Below are 17,390 nucleotides of genomic sequence, written 5' to 3' on the forward strand. Positions count from 1 at the left end.
CGACGGCAAGACCCGGCGGACGGGAGGCACAGCATCTTAGCTCGATGGTCTGTGCCTCCCCGCCGGGTATTCTTTTTGCCGTTCGCGAAGCTGTCACCAGTATCAGCACTGCTCAGTGCAGAGACAGCCCGTCACGGGCAAGCTTCGAACCACCGCTTGGCTCGAATCTCATTCGGGGTTACCACCCATGGGGACGTAATCCTCGTCACCGCCCGCCGTGGCACTGGCCTGTTTGTCAATCTCTTTGACGGCGGCGCCCAAGTCTTCGCTGAACGTGTTTTCGCCCGAGCTGACGACTTCCACCGTCAGTGGAGTTGTCCCGGCCGTGCGGTATTCCTTGGCGATGACTTTGAATACCTCAAACTTCCCCGTTTTCATAGCGCGGTCGTATTCATTGATCTGCTCGCGCGTCGCTCCTTGTCCCGGATGCTTGGGCAGCGGGTCGCCTTCGGTGACGCTTTTCGTGACGATCACTTTAAAAGTTCCAGCCGGTGCGCCTGGGTACTGGGTGGATGTCATTAGTGTTGCCTCGCCCTGCTCATCGGTGACGCCACCGACAGGCCAACGGGTCAGCGTTGAGTCTTCCGGATAGAGCACGACCGTCGCATCGGCCAGCGGCTCGCCAGCCTGCGTGAGCGCCAAAGTAGTGGGGTAGGTTTCTGGCATCCCCTCGGGCCGCGAGTCACCGCATCCCGTGAAAGAAAATGTCAGCGTCAGCGCGATTGCAACCGCGCCAGCCCAAGTTCGGTTTGTCTTCTGCATATCTCGACCTCTGTGATTGTGAAACATGTTGCGCCGCCAACGCCAACGCGACAGCCGCGTCGCCCAGATGGGAACCGTGCAAAGATGAAGCAAATATATCACTCAGAGCAAAGAGCTTTGCACTGGACGCAGGCCCCTCATTGCCAAGGCGCGAGATGGCACCGCCGATCGGCGATACGGAAGGGATCACATGCTCAAAAAATAGCGAGATGCGTAGCCGCCATCGGATTGGTTAGGCTCAATAGCAACGGTGTGGTGACACACACGTTGGCCCGCTGCATCACATCAACAATTCTTCACGCAAGCCGGTGAGATAATCGAGCATGGGGCGGGGAGCACCATCGCTGTCGATCACGCCGGTGTGCGGCATCACGTGAGGAAGCTGATCGGAGGCGCCGTCCCACACGACCGCGTGGACGATCTGCTTGGCCAGCAACGTGTCGATCAGCGGACGAGCGAAGTCACGCTGTTGGCGCGCCCAAGCGTCGACTTGGCCGTTCATCTCAGGAGCCAACGACACGGGCGAAGTCTTGATCCGCGCGGCGGGGTCGATACCGGGAGCCGCCGGGACGGATAGCTGCACGAGCAACGGCGAACCGAGCGTCCCCCAACGATCGATCTGCTGAGAAAACTCGAGCGCCGTGCGAGGATGCGTGTTTCCTTTGTCGTAACCAAACCGGAAGTTCAGCCCGATACCAGCCAAGCCTAATCCGCTGCGCAGCAGTGCGTCGGCGAAATGAATCGGCGAGATCCCGTCAGAGTGCTGGGCCAGATACTCCCCACAGGGCTGGTCGATCGACATCACCACAGGCGTGTGAGGATCACAGCGGCGGATGGTTTGCAGCACCCCGATCGAAAACCGCATGACCTGCTCATCATTGAGCCCCAACGGGCCGCGAACATTCAGGCCCGAAGCGGCGTTCCAAAGATGGACGCGGCCTCGGAATTCCGTCACTGTCGCTTCGACAAATTTGGTCATCCCTGACATCAGCTGATCGAAATGGTTGTCCATCAGCGTTAGCCAATCCGGCAGCATCCCAGCCCGGTGGTCGATCACGGGACCACCGATCACACGCATCCCAATTTTGGCGCACTGATCGAGAATGCGATTGGCGGTGGTGAAGTCGGGTGTCCCTGAGGCGTTCTCGATCTCTCCCCAACTGATCCGCACAGCGACCGCATTGAAGGCCTGAGCGATCTCGTTGAAAATCGTATCGGCGCCATCATCGAGCCCACTCCATGCTTCCCTGCCGGGTAAGTTCGCCGAAGATTGCGTCGCCGGGGTGCGGTGGGAACCGGATGCTCGCGACGGGTTCGCGGCGTTCGAGGTCGCTGCATTTGAACTCGCCGACTGCGAGATAGATTGGTCGCTCGGCAGCACTCCAGCAGCCATCATCGTGCTCAATCGTGGCTCTCGAGTCCGGCGGAACGCCATCGACTGGGCGGCAAAAAGATCGCTCAGTTCCGCCGCAGCTTGTTCGAGTAGTGAGATCGACTCGAGGGCGGCGCGGGTGGATTGAATCTCCGATTCGCAAATGGCGAACGCGCGGCCCGGTGACGACTGGCCAGTCTGCTCAGCTGCGCGAGGTTGCAGTGCATCCAGAAAACGCTCGGTACCCCGGGTGACCAATTCATCGAACTCATCGCTCAGACAGAGCCCGCCGCGCTGCCAGATATCGGCCTGCGTTCGCACGCGATGGCAGCTGCCCCGTGCCAGTTCAGTCACCAGTGAGTGAGACGCCTCGACGCAGCGGAGTGAGCAGGTGGTCAGGACTCGGTAGCCCACACGGTCGATCGGGCACGTGATCAGCAGTTTCGCCGAATTGTCGACGCTGCGTGTGAGCGTCAATCGCCCACCGGAATCGGCTGCCCGACGAAACGCCGCTGGCAAGTCGGCGGCCGAGCTAACCGGACCCAGCCCCGCGGATTCGTGCGGGCGGAACACGTTGCGAGTCTGCCAGGGAACCCCTTCCATGCCACACAAGTAGGCGTCTTCCCAGCGGCTTGCGTGAAAGAAACCGGCCGCGGCATCTGGGACATGAAAGTGCATCTGACCCATAGCTGTCAAATTTCTCGGTGCCGTGTGCAGGGATGGAAAGATCGGAATTGCCGCCTCCGTGGGGGCGACCTCCCTCTATCCTAGTCGGTCCGGCCCGGTATCGCGAGATAGGTCGATTCTTCCGCATTGGGAACCTATCTGTTCAAACGGGATCGGCTATGCGAAATTTGAGGAATGAACACACCATCTCAAGAAGTCTATCGGTTCGATTCCGCTGGCTCACTCCTGCAAACGAGTCTGCCCTTTCCCCGTCGCCAAGGGAAAGTCCGCGATGTCTACGATCTCGGCGACTGTTTGCTGATCGTCAGTACCGACCGAATCAGCGCCTTCGACTATATCCTACCTTCCGGTATTCCCGGCAAAGGCGCCTTGCTCACCACGATGAGCCAGTTTTGGTTTGATGCCGTCGACCGCGGCGAGATCGGGGGTCGCTTGGCCACTGCGGGGACACCGCTACAACATCACCTGATCAGCACCGATGTCCCCAAACGGGTCGCCGACCGCGTGGACACCGAGCCGTTGGAAGGCCGGATCATGGTCGTGCGGAAGGCGGAAGTGGTGCCGTTTGAATGTGTCGTGCGAGGGTATCTGGAAGGCAGTGGGTGGCAGGCGTACCAGGATTCCGGCGAGATCTGCGGCGTTGCTCTCCCACCGGGATTGCAGCAATGCGAACAGCTCGCCTCGCCGATCTTCACCCCCGCGACCAAAGCCGAAGAAGGGCACGATGAAAACGTACCCATCGATGTCATGATCGAACAGCTCGGGCTCGAGACCGCCGAGCAGCTCCGCTCGACGAGCCTCATCGTTTACGAAGACGCCGCTCAGATCGCGGCCCGCCAAGGCGTCTTGATCGCCGACACTAAATTCGAGTTCGGTGTCTGCGATGGGAAACTGATTTTAATCGACGAAGTCTTGACGCCCGATAGCTCCCGGTTCTGGGCCGCCGACGAGTACGAACCGGGGCGTGCCCAGCGATCCTTTGACAAACAGTTCGTTCGCGAGTGGTTACAAAATTCCCAATGGGATCGCAACAGCCCACCACCCCCGCTGCCCGAGGACATCGTGGCCAAAACCGCCGCCCGCTACCGCGAAGGCGCCGAGCGTCTGCAAGCCGGAACTGCTTGAGAACCTGACATCAGTCAGGCACCGGAGGTGAGGCCACCCGCTCTGTTCACCCACGAATTGGCCCGGGCGCTGGTTTCTGCCTACTGAGCCTAACGCGGAGGTGCGATTGGACGCATTGGAAACCCTCGGCATTCCAGCTATTGCAGATGGAAACGCTTTCTTAGGAATCGGACCGCGTGGTCCCACCGACGATTGTAAAATGCACGATCCTTCTCGTTCTCCACGGTATAGACTTCGCATTCAACGCCATTCTCATCCGCAAGCTTCTTCAATTCGAAACCGAATATCGGATGATGGATACCATCCATCGCGTTCTGTTCCGCAACCATTGGGTCTCTCGAACGCCGGTAAAAAAACAGGGTCGGAGGGGCGTTGCTGCTAAAGTGGTTAATGGGCGAGCACTCTTCGATCACGCGAAATTTTTCAGAGTCAATCTCGCCAGCGGTTTCGATCGTATACCCGAATAGCTGCTGCAATGCTTCGCCTTGCCAGGCGTCGCCAGGGATGTGTTCCTTGATCCAGCGGAAATCGTATGAGGTTTGTGCGTTGAGCAAAATCAGGGCGGAAACCTGGGTCGATTCACGCAGGACGGGGTCGTGGGCCGTGGGGTCTGCCAGGTCATTTTTGTAGGCCAGCCATTGCGCTAAACCTGTGCCGGCCGAACCGCCGCCCACCGCGATTCGCGTCTTGTCGATATTCCATTTTTCTGCATTTCGTCGTATGAACTGCAGCGCTCGCGCACAGTCATGAAAGCTCGCTGGCGCAACCGCGTGTTGGCTTAAGCGATAGTTTAGGGTCACGAAGTGAATTCCATTCTTCGTAAAGTTGGCTGCAAACAAGCTCCCTTCTGATTTGTCTCCTCTTCGGAACCCTCCGCCATGGATCCAAATCATGCACGGCGAAAGTTCTTCGCCGTCGCTTTCGGACTGGTAGACGTCGAGAACATTGCGCTCGTGCTCACCGTACCGCACGTCTTTATGATCTGGCCGTGCTTTTAGCGTTTCCCTAGCACGCATGCCCTGATTCCGCCGTGAATCGCTTCCAGGACGTGTCCTCTCGCCCCAGAACCTGCTGGCTCGTTCCCGAACCTCCTTCAGCTTCGCTGCCGCATCCTCGAGCACTAACACTCCATCACCATCCCGATCTAATCGTTTGAACAACGGATCAGGGCCGGTAAACTCAGCCAGTGTTAGCTTGCCGTCACCGTTCTTGTCATCGTTCTTCATCCGATTTACAAATCGCTCCACGTCGCTTTGCGCCGACAGAGGCGAGGTCGCCAACAGTCCGCCGATAATCGCTATCATCAACCTGATTGTCATCACGCTGCTCCAATCTAAAACGGCCAAGGGTATCGTGTTAAAACTTCCGCAATCTCACCCGTGTTCGTTTAGCAACCCACGATGAATAAGTGTCGGTTTTCGTAGTGGACGAGGGTTGCTTAGTCGGTCGCTAGGCTTGTCCTGGCCTCGGGACACTGCGTTGGGCCCCACTATAGATCAGCTATTGGGAGCCAACACCTAGACTGGCGATTGATCTTTCATTCGTGGGTTCTGCTTGGAACTGAGTTGCAGCCATCCGGGAGGCGGGATTTTCAAGCAAACGAAAAGAGGGTCCCTGCTTCACCGAGGCTCCAGGCAACGCTGTTGATCAGGGCGGGACCGAGACAACTTCTACGTCCTGAAACTATCGCGATGAATGACGGATACCGTCGCGCTTCCAAAGGGAGAACTTTAGTTTGGCTACCAGTACGGAAGGTTATCCTTGTGCAGAGAGACTCATCCGAATAGATCGTGTGCTGGAGGTTTCCCGATCTCGGCTGGTCTCGCGCCGCTTGTTTCTCGAATGGCCGCGGACGTCTTGTGCGAAGCGCACTTCGATTGGGACCGGCCGGCAGAGCGTTCGGGCGACAATGGTCGGTAGCACCCGCGCCGCGAGTAGTTGCCACGGATAACGCGGACGGCTCATGGCTTGGGGTTTTGGTCGCGGGCTCGGGTTTGGCGGATTGCCTCGCTGACGCGGCTGAGAATTGCGTGTTCTTCGTCGCTCAAAGAGTCTGGCCCGCCAGTGTGCAATCGTTGCAGAATCTCGTCGACTTGAGCGGCGTCGTTGGCCTCGTCTCGTTCGCGTTTGGCCACCTCCAACAGTTTTCGAGTTCGCGCTCGTTGTTGCCTTTCCGCTTGCCATCGTCGGTAGGCCGGGCCGATTCCGATCCGGGAATGCAGCACACCGGTTTCTCCATTAGCGGCCAATATCATTTGCGACGCCAGTAGGTCTTGGCCCCGAGCGGAGATGAACAACCAGAGGGCGAGCAAGGTCACGCCGCTCAGGGCGGGCCAAACGCGGCCTCCGGCTTGACTGCTAATCCCACTGAGCTGGATCGCCATCACTCCACCCAACAGCGTGCTCAGGGCGATCGCGACAATCCACCATTGCACCCGCCGCACCGCGAAGATCGCCTCGCTGCGATCATTGGCATGGGGGTCGGGATGCCTCGCAAATAGACCAATGGCAGCCGACCAGCCGACACGGCCAAGGGCTTGCGGGATCGGCAGTAGCTGCCAAAACCCTTGCAAGCAAAACATCCAACTCGCGATAACCCAGGGGCGATCCATGGCAGCGACCGCTGCGGTGGTTGCCGTCGAGGACGCCGCCGAATCGGGGGCGGACGCAAGCAACGTATCGACGAGCAAGCAGCCCAAACACGCGGCACCGAGCGAAAGCAGCAACAGCGACCATAGCGCCAGCACACGACTGGCACCCGCGAAGGTTTCTAGCCAACTGGGTTGATTGCGATTGATTGCGATATCGGGGATCGCCATCCAGACGCCACCGATGGTGAGCACCGTGCGGTACATCAGCGAATCATCGCCACTGTCATCACGCACTGGGTCGCCGCCGAATCGCGATCGCTTTGGGATCGAGAACAACACCTGCGTCACAACGACCTGGATCACCAGTCCAACCAGCCACGCCCCGAGCAGCGGTGCCCAAGCGGACCAGTCCACTGCCCTGGAGCCGTCCAGCAGCGAAGGAACTGCGACAATGAAAGCGGCCGCTAGAACTCCTAGCGGCAGAGAGACAGCGATCGACCACTGCAGTGGTTCGACCGAACAGAACAACCACCTCACGCCGCGACCAAAGCTGGCCGCAGCAAGTGAATGGGACAACGGATCGTGGCGCATAATTCGCCCGCCCGGAGCCGGCGGTAGGGGGGACACGGGAGCCTACAGGATCTCGAGCAGCTCGACTTCAAAAACCAAGACTTCGTTGGGTCCGATCTTAGGCTGCGATCCGCGTTCGCCGTATGCCATCTCTGGGGGGATGAAGAGCATCCATTTCGAACCGACCTTCATTTTCTGAAGTGCCAATTGCCATCCTTGGATGACGCCGTTGACGGGAAACTCAGCTGGCTCGCCCCGTTGGACGCTGCTGTCAAATACTTCGCCGTTGGTCAGTTTGCCGGTGTAGTGGACACGGACGGTATCGGTGGGAGCAGGCGATCCACCGGTGCCTTCTTGGAGCACTTTGAACTGGATGCCCTTGTCGAGCTGTTGGACGCCTTCGGCTTTTGCGTTTTCAGCCATCCATGCTTTGCTCTTGCCCAAGTTCGCGACGGCTGCTTCCTGCATCTCAGCATTTCGCGCCGCTTGCCGCTTCTGCAGCATGGCTTGGATCTTGCCTTGAGCCTCAGCGAGCTGTTCGTCGGTGAGTGCAGGGTCGTTTCCAGAAAGCGAATCAGCCAAACCTTGTTGCAGTCCAGCGTTGGTGAAGTCCGTCGCTTGGAATCCCTGTTGGGAGAGAGATTGCCCCACTGAGAAACCGAGGAAGTAGCCGACCGTGTCATCGACCGTAGCGGGAGTGTCTTGTCCGGGGAGTGAGGTTGCCATGGCCAGGGTTGCCAATAGGGAAAGGGGAAGGAGCGTCAGTCGCAGCATGAGAGTGTCTTCGTGGAAGGTAGAAGGTGGGACGTGGAAACCCGAATGAGTTCCCGGTAGGTCGCCTATCGCCGCCCTCCAATCAGCCTCGCGGAGATTATCCAACGGGGCGGCTCCAAGCAGGGGCTCAGGATACCACGATAGGCGGCCTCTGTACTCCCCCTGACCTGAGCGGTGTGCGAAACGGTCGATTCTGCCGGTCCCGCCCCCCCGCCGGCCGATACGATGGGACAGCTCAACCGATTGTTTCGAGCTGACAATCTTCGAGTTTGACGCTGACGCCCTGTTCCATAAACTGGACCGCGACGAGCAGACGGGTTTCGTTTTCGCGGCGAATGACGGTTCCTTCGTAACCTTGGAACGATCCGTTGCGGACACGCACCTTGGTCCCCGCCTGCAGACGGCTCTCGACGGTCAACGGAACACCGAGTTCGATCAACGACTGGACTTGCTCTAAGTCCGCCAGCAATTGCTCCACATCGAGAATTTCCGCGGCCTTGAGCACACACCCGGTACAGATCGCGGCATGCCGTTCCTCCTCACCTCCCCGTAAAAACACGTAGGTCGAGAACAACGGGACATAGGATGTGCGAATCCGACCGGCGGGCGAACGTGTTCGATTCGGGATCATCGGGCCGTAGTGGCCGACCTCCACTTCTCGCAACCGCCGCATGACCATCTTTTCTTGACGCGTGCGGGTGTAGAGCAACCACCACCGCGACTGCGATGACTCGGGTTGAGCGAACAGGTTGTCGGGAAAGCAATCGGGCTCGGGAGGTAGAATCGGCATCGGCGTTCTGGCAGTGAGCTCTGCGCTCCTGTGTGAATGGATTGGGACTCGCTCAGAGACTACCGCGGATAGACCGACCGGCCAACCTGTTGAGCCTAATGATTAGAAACGCGGGTAATCCAACAAACTGATCGGTTGCTCTGCCGAAGCAATTTCCCACAGCCGCCGATACGCACTGCTGACCCGCTCGGTTTGCTCGGCAACGAAACCGGCATCGAGCCCGCGTTTGTCGAAGGCATCATCCAACTCGACAGGCGGAAACCTGTCATCGTCAATGTACTGCGTCAGCACCGGATTGCAGCGGAGGTGCCGCTCGGGCGACAGATGCAGCTTTTCGGCATCGAGTTGCCCGAGCACATATCGCAGGTACAAATCGCTCTGCACAATCGATGAGACTTCCGCTCCGCAAACCTCACACATATACCCCTGGTCACACTTCGCCATCTCATTCACTCCTGGACGGTCTCGATTGGATTTTTTCGTCTCACTGGCAATGTCTCGCTAACCAACATAACCAATCCGGCATCGACAGCTTTCCTACTCAAAGGATCTCTCGTCACCACTGATTCTTTGACTTGTCGCATTCCAGAGGTATTTTTCGGTGGCAAGAATCTTAGCCATGAAAAACGGGAGCATAATGGAGATGCCTGTGAAGAAGTTTGCGGAACATGTCATGGACTTTCTCAAAGAGGAAGACGGGCCCACCGCGGTGGAGTATGCCGTGATGATCGCGTTGATGGGCGCAACATGTCTGGCGATCCTCCGAGGCACCGACATGAATACCGTGAGCGATGCCAACGACCTCACCTCGCAGCTCGGTGGGTAAACATGTCGCTGTTCGCATCAGCCATCTCCGAAAACGGGATCATCTGGTTCGTCACCGTTGTCTTGATCATTGCAGCGGTGATCGACGGCTTGACGCTGAAGGTCCCCAATTGGCTGACGCTCCCGTTCATCGTCAGCGGGTGGGTCTATGGGGCCTACGCTACAGGAGCGATCGGTTTCGGATCGAGCGTCGTCGCTAGCATGGCGAGCATGATGTTGCTGCTCCCTCTCCGCAACGTCGGGGGGATGGGTGCCGGAGACGTCAAATTGCTTGCCGGAATCGGTGCGTGGTGCGGGATCGTGGTCACCTTCCAGGCGTTCGTCGCGACCGCGATTGTCGGCGGCATCATGGCCGCAGCGATGATCTGGATGTCCGGCGATTGGTTAAGACATTACGCTCAGACCCTGACGATTCTCCAGGAGTGGCGAACGATTCGCGATCGAAAAAAACTCGCTGCGATTGCCCGGCAACGCAAGCCGACGATGCTGTTGCTGCCCTATGCGATCCCGATGGCGATCGGCACGATTGCATACTTCGGCTACGCCGACATGTTGATGTAAAGATAAAACGATTAGGCAGTTTCTTTCATGCGGGGTGCATCGGTTCGAGCCGAACGCGATCTCGCTCCGATGATGACAGAGAGACGACCGGCGTGTCACATCGGCACGTGAGCGGCGGCTCAATCGGTCCTCGTCGGTGTCCCCGAGTGAAAGCTGTCATGAGAAACAAGACCGTTCCGCTCCTCATCGCTAGCGTCGTCGGCGTTCTGGCCGCCGTCGGTGTCAGCCGCTCGATGCTGGCTCCCTCGACAGAGGTTGCATCCGTTCAAACCGTTGAGATTTTCGTATCGGTGCGCACGATCGATGTCGCCGAAGCGATCACGCCTGACAAAGTCCGGCTGGAGAAATGGCCGATTGATCGGATTCCGAAAGGGGTGGGTGGCCAGCTCGCGAACTTTGAAGGGAAATTTGCTCGCCAGCGGTTCTACGAAGGCGAACCGATCATGGCTGCCAAGCTCATGGACGCCGCCACGGATACCGCTCAAGCGATCCCACGCGGTTTCCGAGTGGTCTCGATGCCTGACGACGGCCGCCATGGGGCCCCCAACCCACTGCGGGCCGGCGATCGGGTGGATGTCGTTGCCTACTTCGATAAGAGTGAACGGTTTGTCGAGCCAATCGCCAAAACGGTACTGACGGGTGTCCAGGTGTTCGCAATCGATGCCAGCCCCGTGGATCCGGATCGGTCGCTCGGCGCTCCAGTCAATCCGCTGGGATCGATCTCGCTTTTGATCCAACGCTCCGACGCTCCCGCATGGACCTGCGCCACCGAACTGGGCACGATCCGTTTGGCCCTGGCCAGTCCCACGGAATTCGAAGAAGAATCTGACGAAGAGCTAGCCAGTCGATCTGCAGCCGATTTCCTCGCCTGGTTGTCTCAGCACCAACCCGCGCCGAAATTTCGTCAGTCCGAACTGCTGCAGACGGCCGCGATGTCCTCAGCACCCACTCTCGTGTCCGTCCCCGCCCCAATCGCACTACCGACACCCACAGCCTCCCCCCAGCCAATCACGCAGCCCGAATCAATCGCGCCGGACGAATCAATCGGGCAGCCTCAACCGATCGCCCAGCCCCGACCTGTCGAAGCGTCGACCGAAGCGTCCCAACCTGGCTTCAAGATGCTCAAGGTGTCCGGAGGAGTCGAAACGGAATATTGGTTCGAAGAGGACACCCCATCACCAGTGACCAGGCACGATGCCGGTCACGCTACGAACTGAACCGAGTGCCTCGAACACGATGGATCACTCACTCTCGACATCACGCCCTGACGACACGATGGCAGACGCGATTCGGCGCACCCTATCAAGCGAAAGGCTGTCCACGATGCGACCATTTCATTCGCACCATTCGATTCGGTTGTTCACTGCGGTTTGTCTGCTAAGCATTTTCGGGCAAACAACGCTGCTGGTCTCGCAGCCCGTATTTGCTGAGCAACCCACACTCTCGACACGGGATACGTCCGACCATCGGATCGAGCGCCCCGTCGAACAGATGCAGCTAAGCGTCGACACGAGCCGTTCACTCTCGATGAACACTCGCATTCCCCGATTTGAAATCGACAATGAAGAAGTCGTGGCCGCCGATCCGGTCAGCGACCGGGTGATTGAGATCACGGCCCAGAAACCTGGCACGGCGCAGCTCAAGGTATGGAACACAGAAAATCAAATCCAAACGATCGTTATCACTGTCGTCGACGAAACACCCTCGGTGGCAGAAATCCTTCGCACCCAACTGCCGCGGGCGTCATTGCAGGTGACGCCGATACGAGACAATGCGATCGTGTCGGGGTACGTCACCCGTGAGCAGGATATCCAGCGAGCGTTGGCCATCGTGGAACAATTTCATCCATTGGCGATCAACAATATCCGGGTCGCTGGCGTCACGCAGGTGTTGCTGCACACGCGGGTGATGGAGGTCAACCGTGCCAAGCTGCGACGTCTCGGCTTGACCACGCCCTGGTCCGAACCGGCCCTGAATCCAGCTAAATCGAAACTCTGTTTCGAATCCCCCACCGCTCTCCAATCCCTCTTCCAGGCCCTCGAACAGCAGCAGCTCTTGACGGTGTTGGCGTCTCCCACTCTGGTGACCACTCAAGGTCGTCCGGCCCGATTCAAGATCGGTGGACGCATTCCCAACGTGCTGGATGAACACGGGCGAGTGGACATTGCGTACGAAGCCTACGGCACGAGCATTGAATTCAATCCGCTCGAGGTCGACGCTGACCAAATTCAACTGCAAGTGCGTCCCGAGGTCTGCGAGTTGGATCCCGATCGTGCGGTAACGTCAGGGTCGGCGCAATATCCCGCATTTCAAACACGCGGCGTCGAGACCATCGTCACACTGCGTGCTGGACAAACATTCGTGCTAGGGGGATTGTCGCGGGCTGCGGTGCGGCGCGTCCTCTCGCAGCAACCCGAGCTCAATAGCAGTAGCAGTACCAGCACCGGGACGCTATTCCGAGACGCTCCCCGCGACACCGACGAGATGGAGATGCTGGTCACAGTCACCGTCGAATTGGTGGAGGCAAACGATCGAGCAAACACCTCCATCGCGACCAGCACGTCCGACGCCCTCGACAAGGGCATGATCCATCAGGAACACGCCGCCCAACCGGTCGATCCCCGCTCGCCCACGGCTCGCACTCACGCAACCGCGTCGCTCCCTAGCAACCGGCAGTGGCGTTAGCAACGCGTCACCAATAGGTGGCGAATTTAGCGAAAGCTATTCGGTGGTGGACGAGGCGACGAACTGTTGAACCCCGCACGTCAGATATCACCCCCTCGTTGCTCGGGCAATCTGGTAAGAATTCTCGTACCGACATATTCACTCCGGTGGGCTCTGCGCCGCCAACAAAGTCTGCACACCGCCGTCGGGCCACTGCACGTCCAGGGTGAATTCCATGCGGCCGTCGACGGCGAGAAGAGACACGAGTTGGTCCAGCTCCGCCAACCGTTTCGCCAGAGCGGTGCCGCGGCGGGCGGCCTCCTCGATATTGTCGCGTTGTATCTCCAGCACCGCTTCTTGCCGCCGTTCGCGAAATTTCTTGGCTCGCGAAATCGCAGCCTCGATCTGCAGCAACTGATTGTCGGCAAGCTGTAGCTGCCTCGTTGTGGTATCGAGAGCTGATCGGATCGAGGGCGCGTCGGTCCATTGCCAGGGCATCGCTGGGCCGAGCCGCGCGCCGTACCGCAGCCGCATCGATAACGAAGCGGATGTCTGAATGTCGATTCTCACGGCCAAGGCACTACCGTCGGCCGCGTCTTGGAGAGTCAGCAACGCAATACCCCGCGTCCGCGCCGGAGAACTTTCGCTGGGTGACTCGACCCACTCGACCGCGACGTCGTCGGGCAGTTGCCACTGAACCCGCACACGAGTGACCGGATAGAGGATGCTTCCGCCTATACTCCATTTCAATTTCTGGTCGCGCTGCAGCAATTCAGCCGCGATGGGATCAGCATGGTATTGGCGGCGCAGGTAGACGATTTCCCCGTCACCTGTGCGCAGCCGGGCGTGCATCAGCGACCCGGCCTGCGACGTCTCCGCAGCTGCTGGGAGCCAGCGAAACTGTAGCGTCGATTCCCCCTCGGTACCTCGATGCAGTTCGACCACCGCGACCGCGGCTTCGAGCTCGGCGGCGTTTACCCACCAACGATCTCCGTCGGCCTGTAGACGGAGCGGCGCCTTAGCAGGGAATTGCAGCTGCAGCTGTTCCGGTGGCCGAGCCAACGACGTCAATGATACCGCGGGTGGCAGTTCAGCGTCCTGCGAACCAGGCGGACTCGGCAACGACACTGCTGTGGTCTGCGGTTGGAGCGGCTCGCTGGGCTCGGTCGATTGAGGCACGGCCTCGGCAATGGTGTTGTCCTCGTCCTCCACTTGAGTGATGTCAATCGCTGCAATGCGATCGGACAGTGAGCCATCTCGCGATTCGCCCTCGCTCCGCGTTCCTTCAGCCGGAAGGTAAGCACTGAGTGAGAAGTCCGATGTTCCGCTTGCCGAGATGCCTTCCGCGAAAGTTGCCTCCTCATCGCCGGGATCGACAGAGCCAACCGCCACCGCGTTATCATCCGTTTCGCGGGGGACATCGAATAACGTTTCAAGTTCCGGGGTCGGCATGCCGCGATGCTTTTCATCTTTGGATGACACAGATGAAGGCGACTCACGCCAGGGCTGCGGGGAGAAGGGATCGCGGCTCTGCGTGGAGTCGGCGACGGCACCCGGCTGCATGCTTTCCTCGCTGGAGTCGGGTGATCGCAGTGCCACGACGATCGAGATCAGTGCGATCACAGCGACAGCGCCGCCCACGGCGATGGGGAGAAGACGAGACCGACGCTTGCTTGCGGACCGTTTGGGGGCGTCACTCTTATCCTCACTCGCGTGTGTTTGAAGCTCCAAAGGCGGCAGTGGAGAAGTGGCGGGAGGAGTCGACAGCGGAGCTGGCGTTTTCCCGTCCAACAGTTCCGCTGGGTCAGGGGGCAGAGGCGTCAGGCCGGTCCTCGAGATTGGATCCCCTGTAGAAGCCCCAATAGAAGCCCCTGTCGGAGCTCCAGACAGATCCCCAGAAAAGAAGACGCTGCCTTCTTCGCTGACTTCAAACAGTTGCCAGAAGCGGGAGTTTGCCTCGAGGGGAGGCACGTCTTCGATAGACAGGCAGCGGCGAGCATCACTGCTCCATCGCGCTGCAATATCGGGGGGCGGTTCACCGAGTCGAGCAACAAGACTCGCAACGGTCTCCCGTTCTCGAACGACCATGGGTCAATCCTCCGATTTTCTTCGTTGACCTCACCTTTTGGACACGTACGCCCAGCATGACGTCGCCAACGACAATGTCACTGCGATCAAAAGAGGCGAGGTGACCGTGAACAGGATGAATAAGATCTGTGGCCCCCGGCGGCTCCGGTCTGCCGTGACGGGGGTGCCGAATAACACCGACCACTCCTCTTGGACCTCGGGGATGCGGGCGGCATAGACGAGTCCGGCGGAAATGACCGCGGCGACGATCACCATGACCAGCAGCGAGGCGATTCCGATCTGCAACGGCGGGCTGGCTGGCGGCGGTCGCTTCTCGCTAGCTGCCGGTCCGGCTCGCTCGGTCCCCGCAGGGGTCGGCACCGCGCGCGGCATCGTCTCGGTGGCGGAGTCAGTCATCGAGGATCCCGGCACCGAAACCGGCGGATTCCGACACGTCTTGTTCGTCCGCCGGCACACCCTGATCGACCGACTCGGCCTCGTTCGAGCTAGTCAGGCTGCGCTGGCGTGGCGGCGGATTGCTGGGGACGAGGGGCCGGCCAGATCCACCGGGGCGGTCGCGAAAATGGGGTTTGGGGAGTGGATTGGGCGCGCCGCTCTCGCCCCGAACGACAATCGCATCGGGTTGCGAATGATCGGGTTGCGAACGATCGGGACTTGCCCCGCTATCGACGCGAGGTTCTTCGGCAAGCGGCTCATCGAAGAGTCCTGCGCCGAACGCGTCCGCAGGCGATTGGGTAGGCGGCTCGGGTCGCTGGGGCTCGCGCTGCGGCGGTTGGCGGCGGGCCATCGCTCGCGACACCGTCGCCTGCGGTTTCGTCGCCTGCGGTTTCGGCACGCCTGCATCGGATCGCGAGGTCGGTGATGAAGCGGCCTTGTGTGGCTCGAGTGTGGCGGCATCGGAGTAGTCTGCTTCGTCATAATCGCCCGCATCGAAATCGTCGTCGTACCGACTGCGATAGTCCGGCTGGGCGGCGCGTTGCAGTTCAGCCTGAAACTCGTCAACGACGGCGTTCTGGATCTTTTCGCGGCACTCGCTATTGATGGGGTGCGCGACATCGGCATAGAGTTTTTGGGGTCCATCCGATCCGTTGCCCTGCTGCAATTTGGCACCGCACTGGTTGCAGAACGTCGCCCGCAAATGATTCTTGCTGCCACAGCGATTGCAGTGCCCAGTCAACTTACGCGAAGGCATGGCGACAAACGGGCCATGGCTGCCATCAATGATCTTGAGGTCGCGAACGACGAAGCTCTGGTCGATCGTGATCGAACAAAACGCGCGCAAACGATCCTCCGAACCTTCCATCAACTTGATGCGGATCTCCGTAATCTCCATCACCATCCCCTATGCGATATGAATCTCCGGCGCTGCCGGACACGTCGCGACAGTTTGCACCAGCGCACCCCCCGGCAACCGCTCACGAATCGTCGCGAGCCATGCCTCGTTGACATCATTCGATTGACGTTGCTCTTGAATGGACTCGCCATCAGGTGTCAACCAAATGAAACAAGCCGAACCACTGCCAGTCATCTGGCAATGGGATCGGTGCCTCCCTAGCGACGCGTTAGGTTGCCCTAGTTCCCGCAGGCATTGTATCGCCTCCCCGATGGGAGGTGAAAGCCCGCAAGCCGGTCGCGTGAGCGCATTATAGAGGATCTCAGTGTCCGTGTTGTCATGCGGCCGAAGAAAGGCATTGACCGCATCGAGCCCCGAACGCGGCTGCTCCGTGACGCTCGCGTGTCGGTAGACCTGGGCGGTCGATAGAGCGATGGCAGGGTAAACCACGCCGAAGCGGTGGGGGTGGGGCAGGTCGTAGAAAGTCAATCGCTCCCCACGCCCCAAGGCGCGGGCCAGCGTTCCAGGGTTTCCCCGCAGCAGATCATTCGCCACGGTTGGCTCGACCGACTGCACGTCACCCAGAAAGAACGGCACATCGCTGCCGAGCTGCTCAGCCAACTCAACCAACCTGTCGCCAGTGAGCGTTGCCAGGCAACCGTCGTCCTCGCTCGCCAACGCCGCAGCGGCCAGCCGGAGCGTCGCCGCGGCATCGCTGCTGGCACCGCCCATCCCCGCGCCGCTGGGGATTCGTTTGCCTAATCGCACCAACCATCCACCGCTGTACCCGGCCGCGTCGTTGATCAGCTCGAGTGCGCGGTGGACGAGGTTTGAGCCGTCCGTCGGCACGTCCAATAACGGGTCGTCCGGCTCGACACCGAGATCGCTGGCCACCTCCGAGCGGCTGGGCAGCCACTGCACCGCCAGCGAAATGCCGGGCGTGGCTGTCATTTCCAACTGCAACTCATCACGCCAATCGATTGCGACCATCACAGTGTCAAGTTCGTGGAACCCGTCATCCCGCCGCCCCAGTATCTCCAGAAAGAGATTGAGTTTAGCGGGCGGAGAGGTGCGGTACTGGGTTCGGGGCGAGTCGCTCATCGTGTGCGTGTCCGTTTCCAAAGTGAGACCGTAAGCCTAACGCTGTGAAGCATTTTTTAATGTTAATCATATGCATGTGGGCGGAATTCGTCTCCAAAATCCATCCCACGAAGGATAGCCAGCGTATCGGATAGTCGCGCCATCGTC

At 59.6% G+C, this 17,390-nt stretch carries 16 protein-coding genes; 5 read left to right on the forward strand and 11 right to left on the reverse strand.

Annotated elements, in window-relative coordinates; translation table 11 throughout:
- Nucleotides 1–168: 168 nt before the first annotated feature.
- Together CA85_RS01290 and CA85_RS01295 are read right to left on the reverse strand one after the other, a co-directional pair.
- Nucleotides 169–762 (reverse strand): hypothetical protein, encoded by a 594-nt coding sequence (locus CA85_RS01290; RefSeq protein WP_146389441.1) that lies wholly within the window; start codon nucleotides 760–762, stop codon nucleotides 169–171.
- Nucleotides 763–1,042: 280 nt separating this feature from the next.
- On the reverse strand, nucleotides 1,043–2,821 hold the full coding sequence (locus tag CA85_RS01295) for an endo-1,4-beta-xylanase (RefSeq protein ID WP_146389443.1): 1,779 nt from the start codon (nucleotides 2,819–2,821) through the stop codon (nucleotides 1,043–1,045).
- A gap of 174 nt (nucleotides 2,822–2,995) precedes the next feature.
- Between CA85_RS01295 and CA85_RS01300 the strand changes: the two genes are divergently transcribed.
- On the forward strand, nucleotides 2,996–3,946 hold the full coding sequence (locus CA85_RS01300) for a phosphoribosylaminoimidazolesuccinocarboxamide synthase (RefSeq protein WP_146389445.1): 951 nt from the start codon (nucleotides 2,996–2,998) through the stop codon (nucleotides 3,944–3,946).
- Between the two features lie 137 nt (nucleotides 3,947–4,083).
- Here the strand turns inward: CA85_RS01300 and CA85_RS01305 are convergent, their stop codons facing one another.
- The 5 genes from CA85_RS01305 to CA85_RS01325 form a co-directional block, all read right to left on the reverse strand.
- Nucleotides 4,084–5,265: an alpha/beta hydrolase gene (locus CA85_RS01305; protein ID WP_246112393.1), complete on the reverse strand. Its 1,182-nt coding sequence runs from the start codon at nucleotides 5,263–5,265 to the stop codon at nucleotides 4,084–4,086.
- 642 nt (nucleotides 5,266–5,907) lie between these two features.
- Nucleotides 5,908–7,113: a hypothetical protein gene (locus CA85_RS01310; RefSeq protein ID WP_246112394.1), complete on the reverse strand. Its 1,206-nt coding sequence runs from the start codon at nucleotides 7,111–7,113 to the stop codon at nucleotides 5,908–5,910.
- A gap of 57 nt (nucleotides 7,114–7,170) precedes the next feature.
- Nucleotides 7,171–7,833 (reverse strand): FKBP-type peptidyl-prolyl cis-trans isomerase, encoded by a 663-nt coding sequence (locus CA85_RS01315; protein WP_146389890.1) that lies wholly within the window; start codon nucleotides 7,831–7,833, stop codon nucleotides 7,171–7,173.
- A 283-nt stretch (nucleotides 7,834–8,116) separates the two neighbouring features.
- Nucleotides 8,117–8,671, reverse strand: a complete 555-nt coding sequence (locus CA85_RS01320; protein WP_146389449.1) for a transcription termination/antitermination NusG family protein — start codon at nucleotides 8,669–8,671, stop codon at nucleotides 8,117–8,119.
- A 102-nt stretch (nucleotides 8,672–8,773) separates the two neighbouring features.
- Nucleotides 8,774–9,115: a hypothetical protein gene (locus CA85_RS01325; RefSeq protein ID WP_146389451.1), complete on the reverse strand. Its 342-nt coding sequence runs from the start codon at nucleotides 9,113–9,115 to the stop codon at nucleotides 8,774–8,776.
- Between the two features lie 205 nt (nucleotides 9,116–9,320).
- On the opposite strand from CA85_RS01325, the gene CA85_RS01330 reads away from it, so the two are divergent.
- The 4 genes from CA85_RS01330 (at nucleotide 9,321) to CA85_RS01345 (ending at nucleotide 12,742) form a co-directional block, all read left to right on the forward strand.
- The gene (locus tag CA85_RS01330) at nucleotides 9,321–9,497 is read left to right on the forward strand and encodes a Flp family type IVb pilin (protein WP_146389453.1); all 177 of its coding nucleotides are present in this window, start codon (nucleotides 9,321–9,323) and stop codon (nucleotides 9,495–9,497) included.
- 2 nt (nucleotides 9,498–9,499) lie between these two features.
- A complete protein-coding gene (locus tag CA85_RS01335) occupies nucleotides 9,500–10,057 on the forward strand; it encodes an A24 family peptidase (RefSeq protein WP_146389455.1) in 558 nt (185 codons plus the stop codon).
- A 158-nt stretch (nucleotides 10,058–10,215) separates the two neighbouring features.
- Entirely contained in the window at nucleotides 10,216–11,274 is a 1,059-nt protein-coding gene (gene cpaB, locus CA85_RS01340; protein ID WP_146389457.1) for a Flp pilus assembly protein CpaB, read from the forward strand.
- 19 nt (nucleotides 11,275–11,293) lie between these two features.
- Nucleotides 11,294–12,742, forward strand: coding sequence for a type II and III secretion system protein family protein (locus tag CA85_RS01345; RefSeq protein ID WP_186774682.1), 1,449 nt, complete (start codon nucleotides 11,294–11,296; stop codon nucleotides 12,740–12,742).
- A gap of 138 nt (nucleotides 12,743–12,880) precedes the next feature.
- Here CA85_RS01345 and CA85_RS01350 read toward each other — a convergent pair whose 3' ends face one another.
- Genes CA85_RS01350 through CA85_RS01365 form a run of 4 tightly spaced genes read right to left on the reverse strand, consistent with a single transcriptional unit; the run spans nucleotide 12,881 to nucleotide 17,243 of the window.
- Nucleotides 12,881–14,809, reverse strand: a complete 1,929-nt coding sequence (locus CA85_RS01350) for a hypothetical protein (RefSeq protein ID WP_146389461.1) — start codon at nucleotides 14,807–14,809, stop codon at nucleotides 12,881–12,883.
- 30 nt (nucleotides 14,810–14,839) lie between these two features.
- Nucleotides 14,840–15,205, reverse strand: coding sequence for a hypothetical protein (locus tag CA85_RS01355; protein WP_146389463.1), 366 nt, complete (start codon nucleotides 15,203–15,205; stop codon nucleotides 14,840–14,842).
- The gene (locus CA85_RS01360; RefSeq protein ID WP_246112395.1) at nucleotides 15,198–16,142 is read right to left on the reverse strand and encodes a SpoVG family protein; all 945 of its coding nucleotides are present in this window, start codon (nucleotides 16,140–16,142) and stop codon (nucleotides 15,198–15,200) included. Before CA85_RS01360 ends, CA85_RS01355 begins: the two co-directional genes overlap by 8 nt.
- 9 nt (nucleotides 16,143–16,151) lie before the next feature.
- Entirely contained in the window at nucleotides 16,152–17,243 is a 1,092-nt protein-coding gene (locus CA85_RS01365; RefSeq protein WP_146389469.1) for a 4-(cytidine 5'-diphospho)-2-C-methyl-D-erythritol kinase, read from the reverse strand.
- Nucleotides 17,244–17,390: the final 147 nt, after the last annotated feature.

It is taken from the genome of Allorhodopirellula solitaria (genome assembly GCF_007859855.1).
Lineage (GTDB): Bacteria > Planctomycetota > Planctomycetia > Pirellulales > Pirellulaceae > Rhodopirellula > Rhodopirellula solitaria.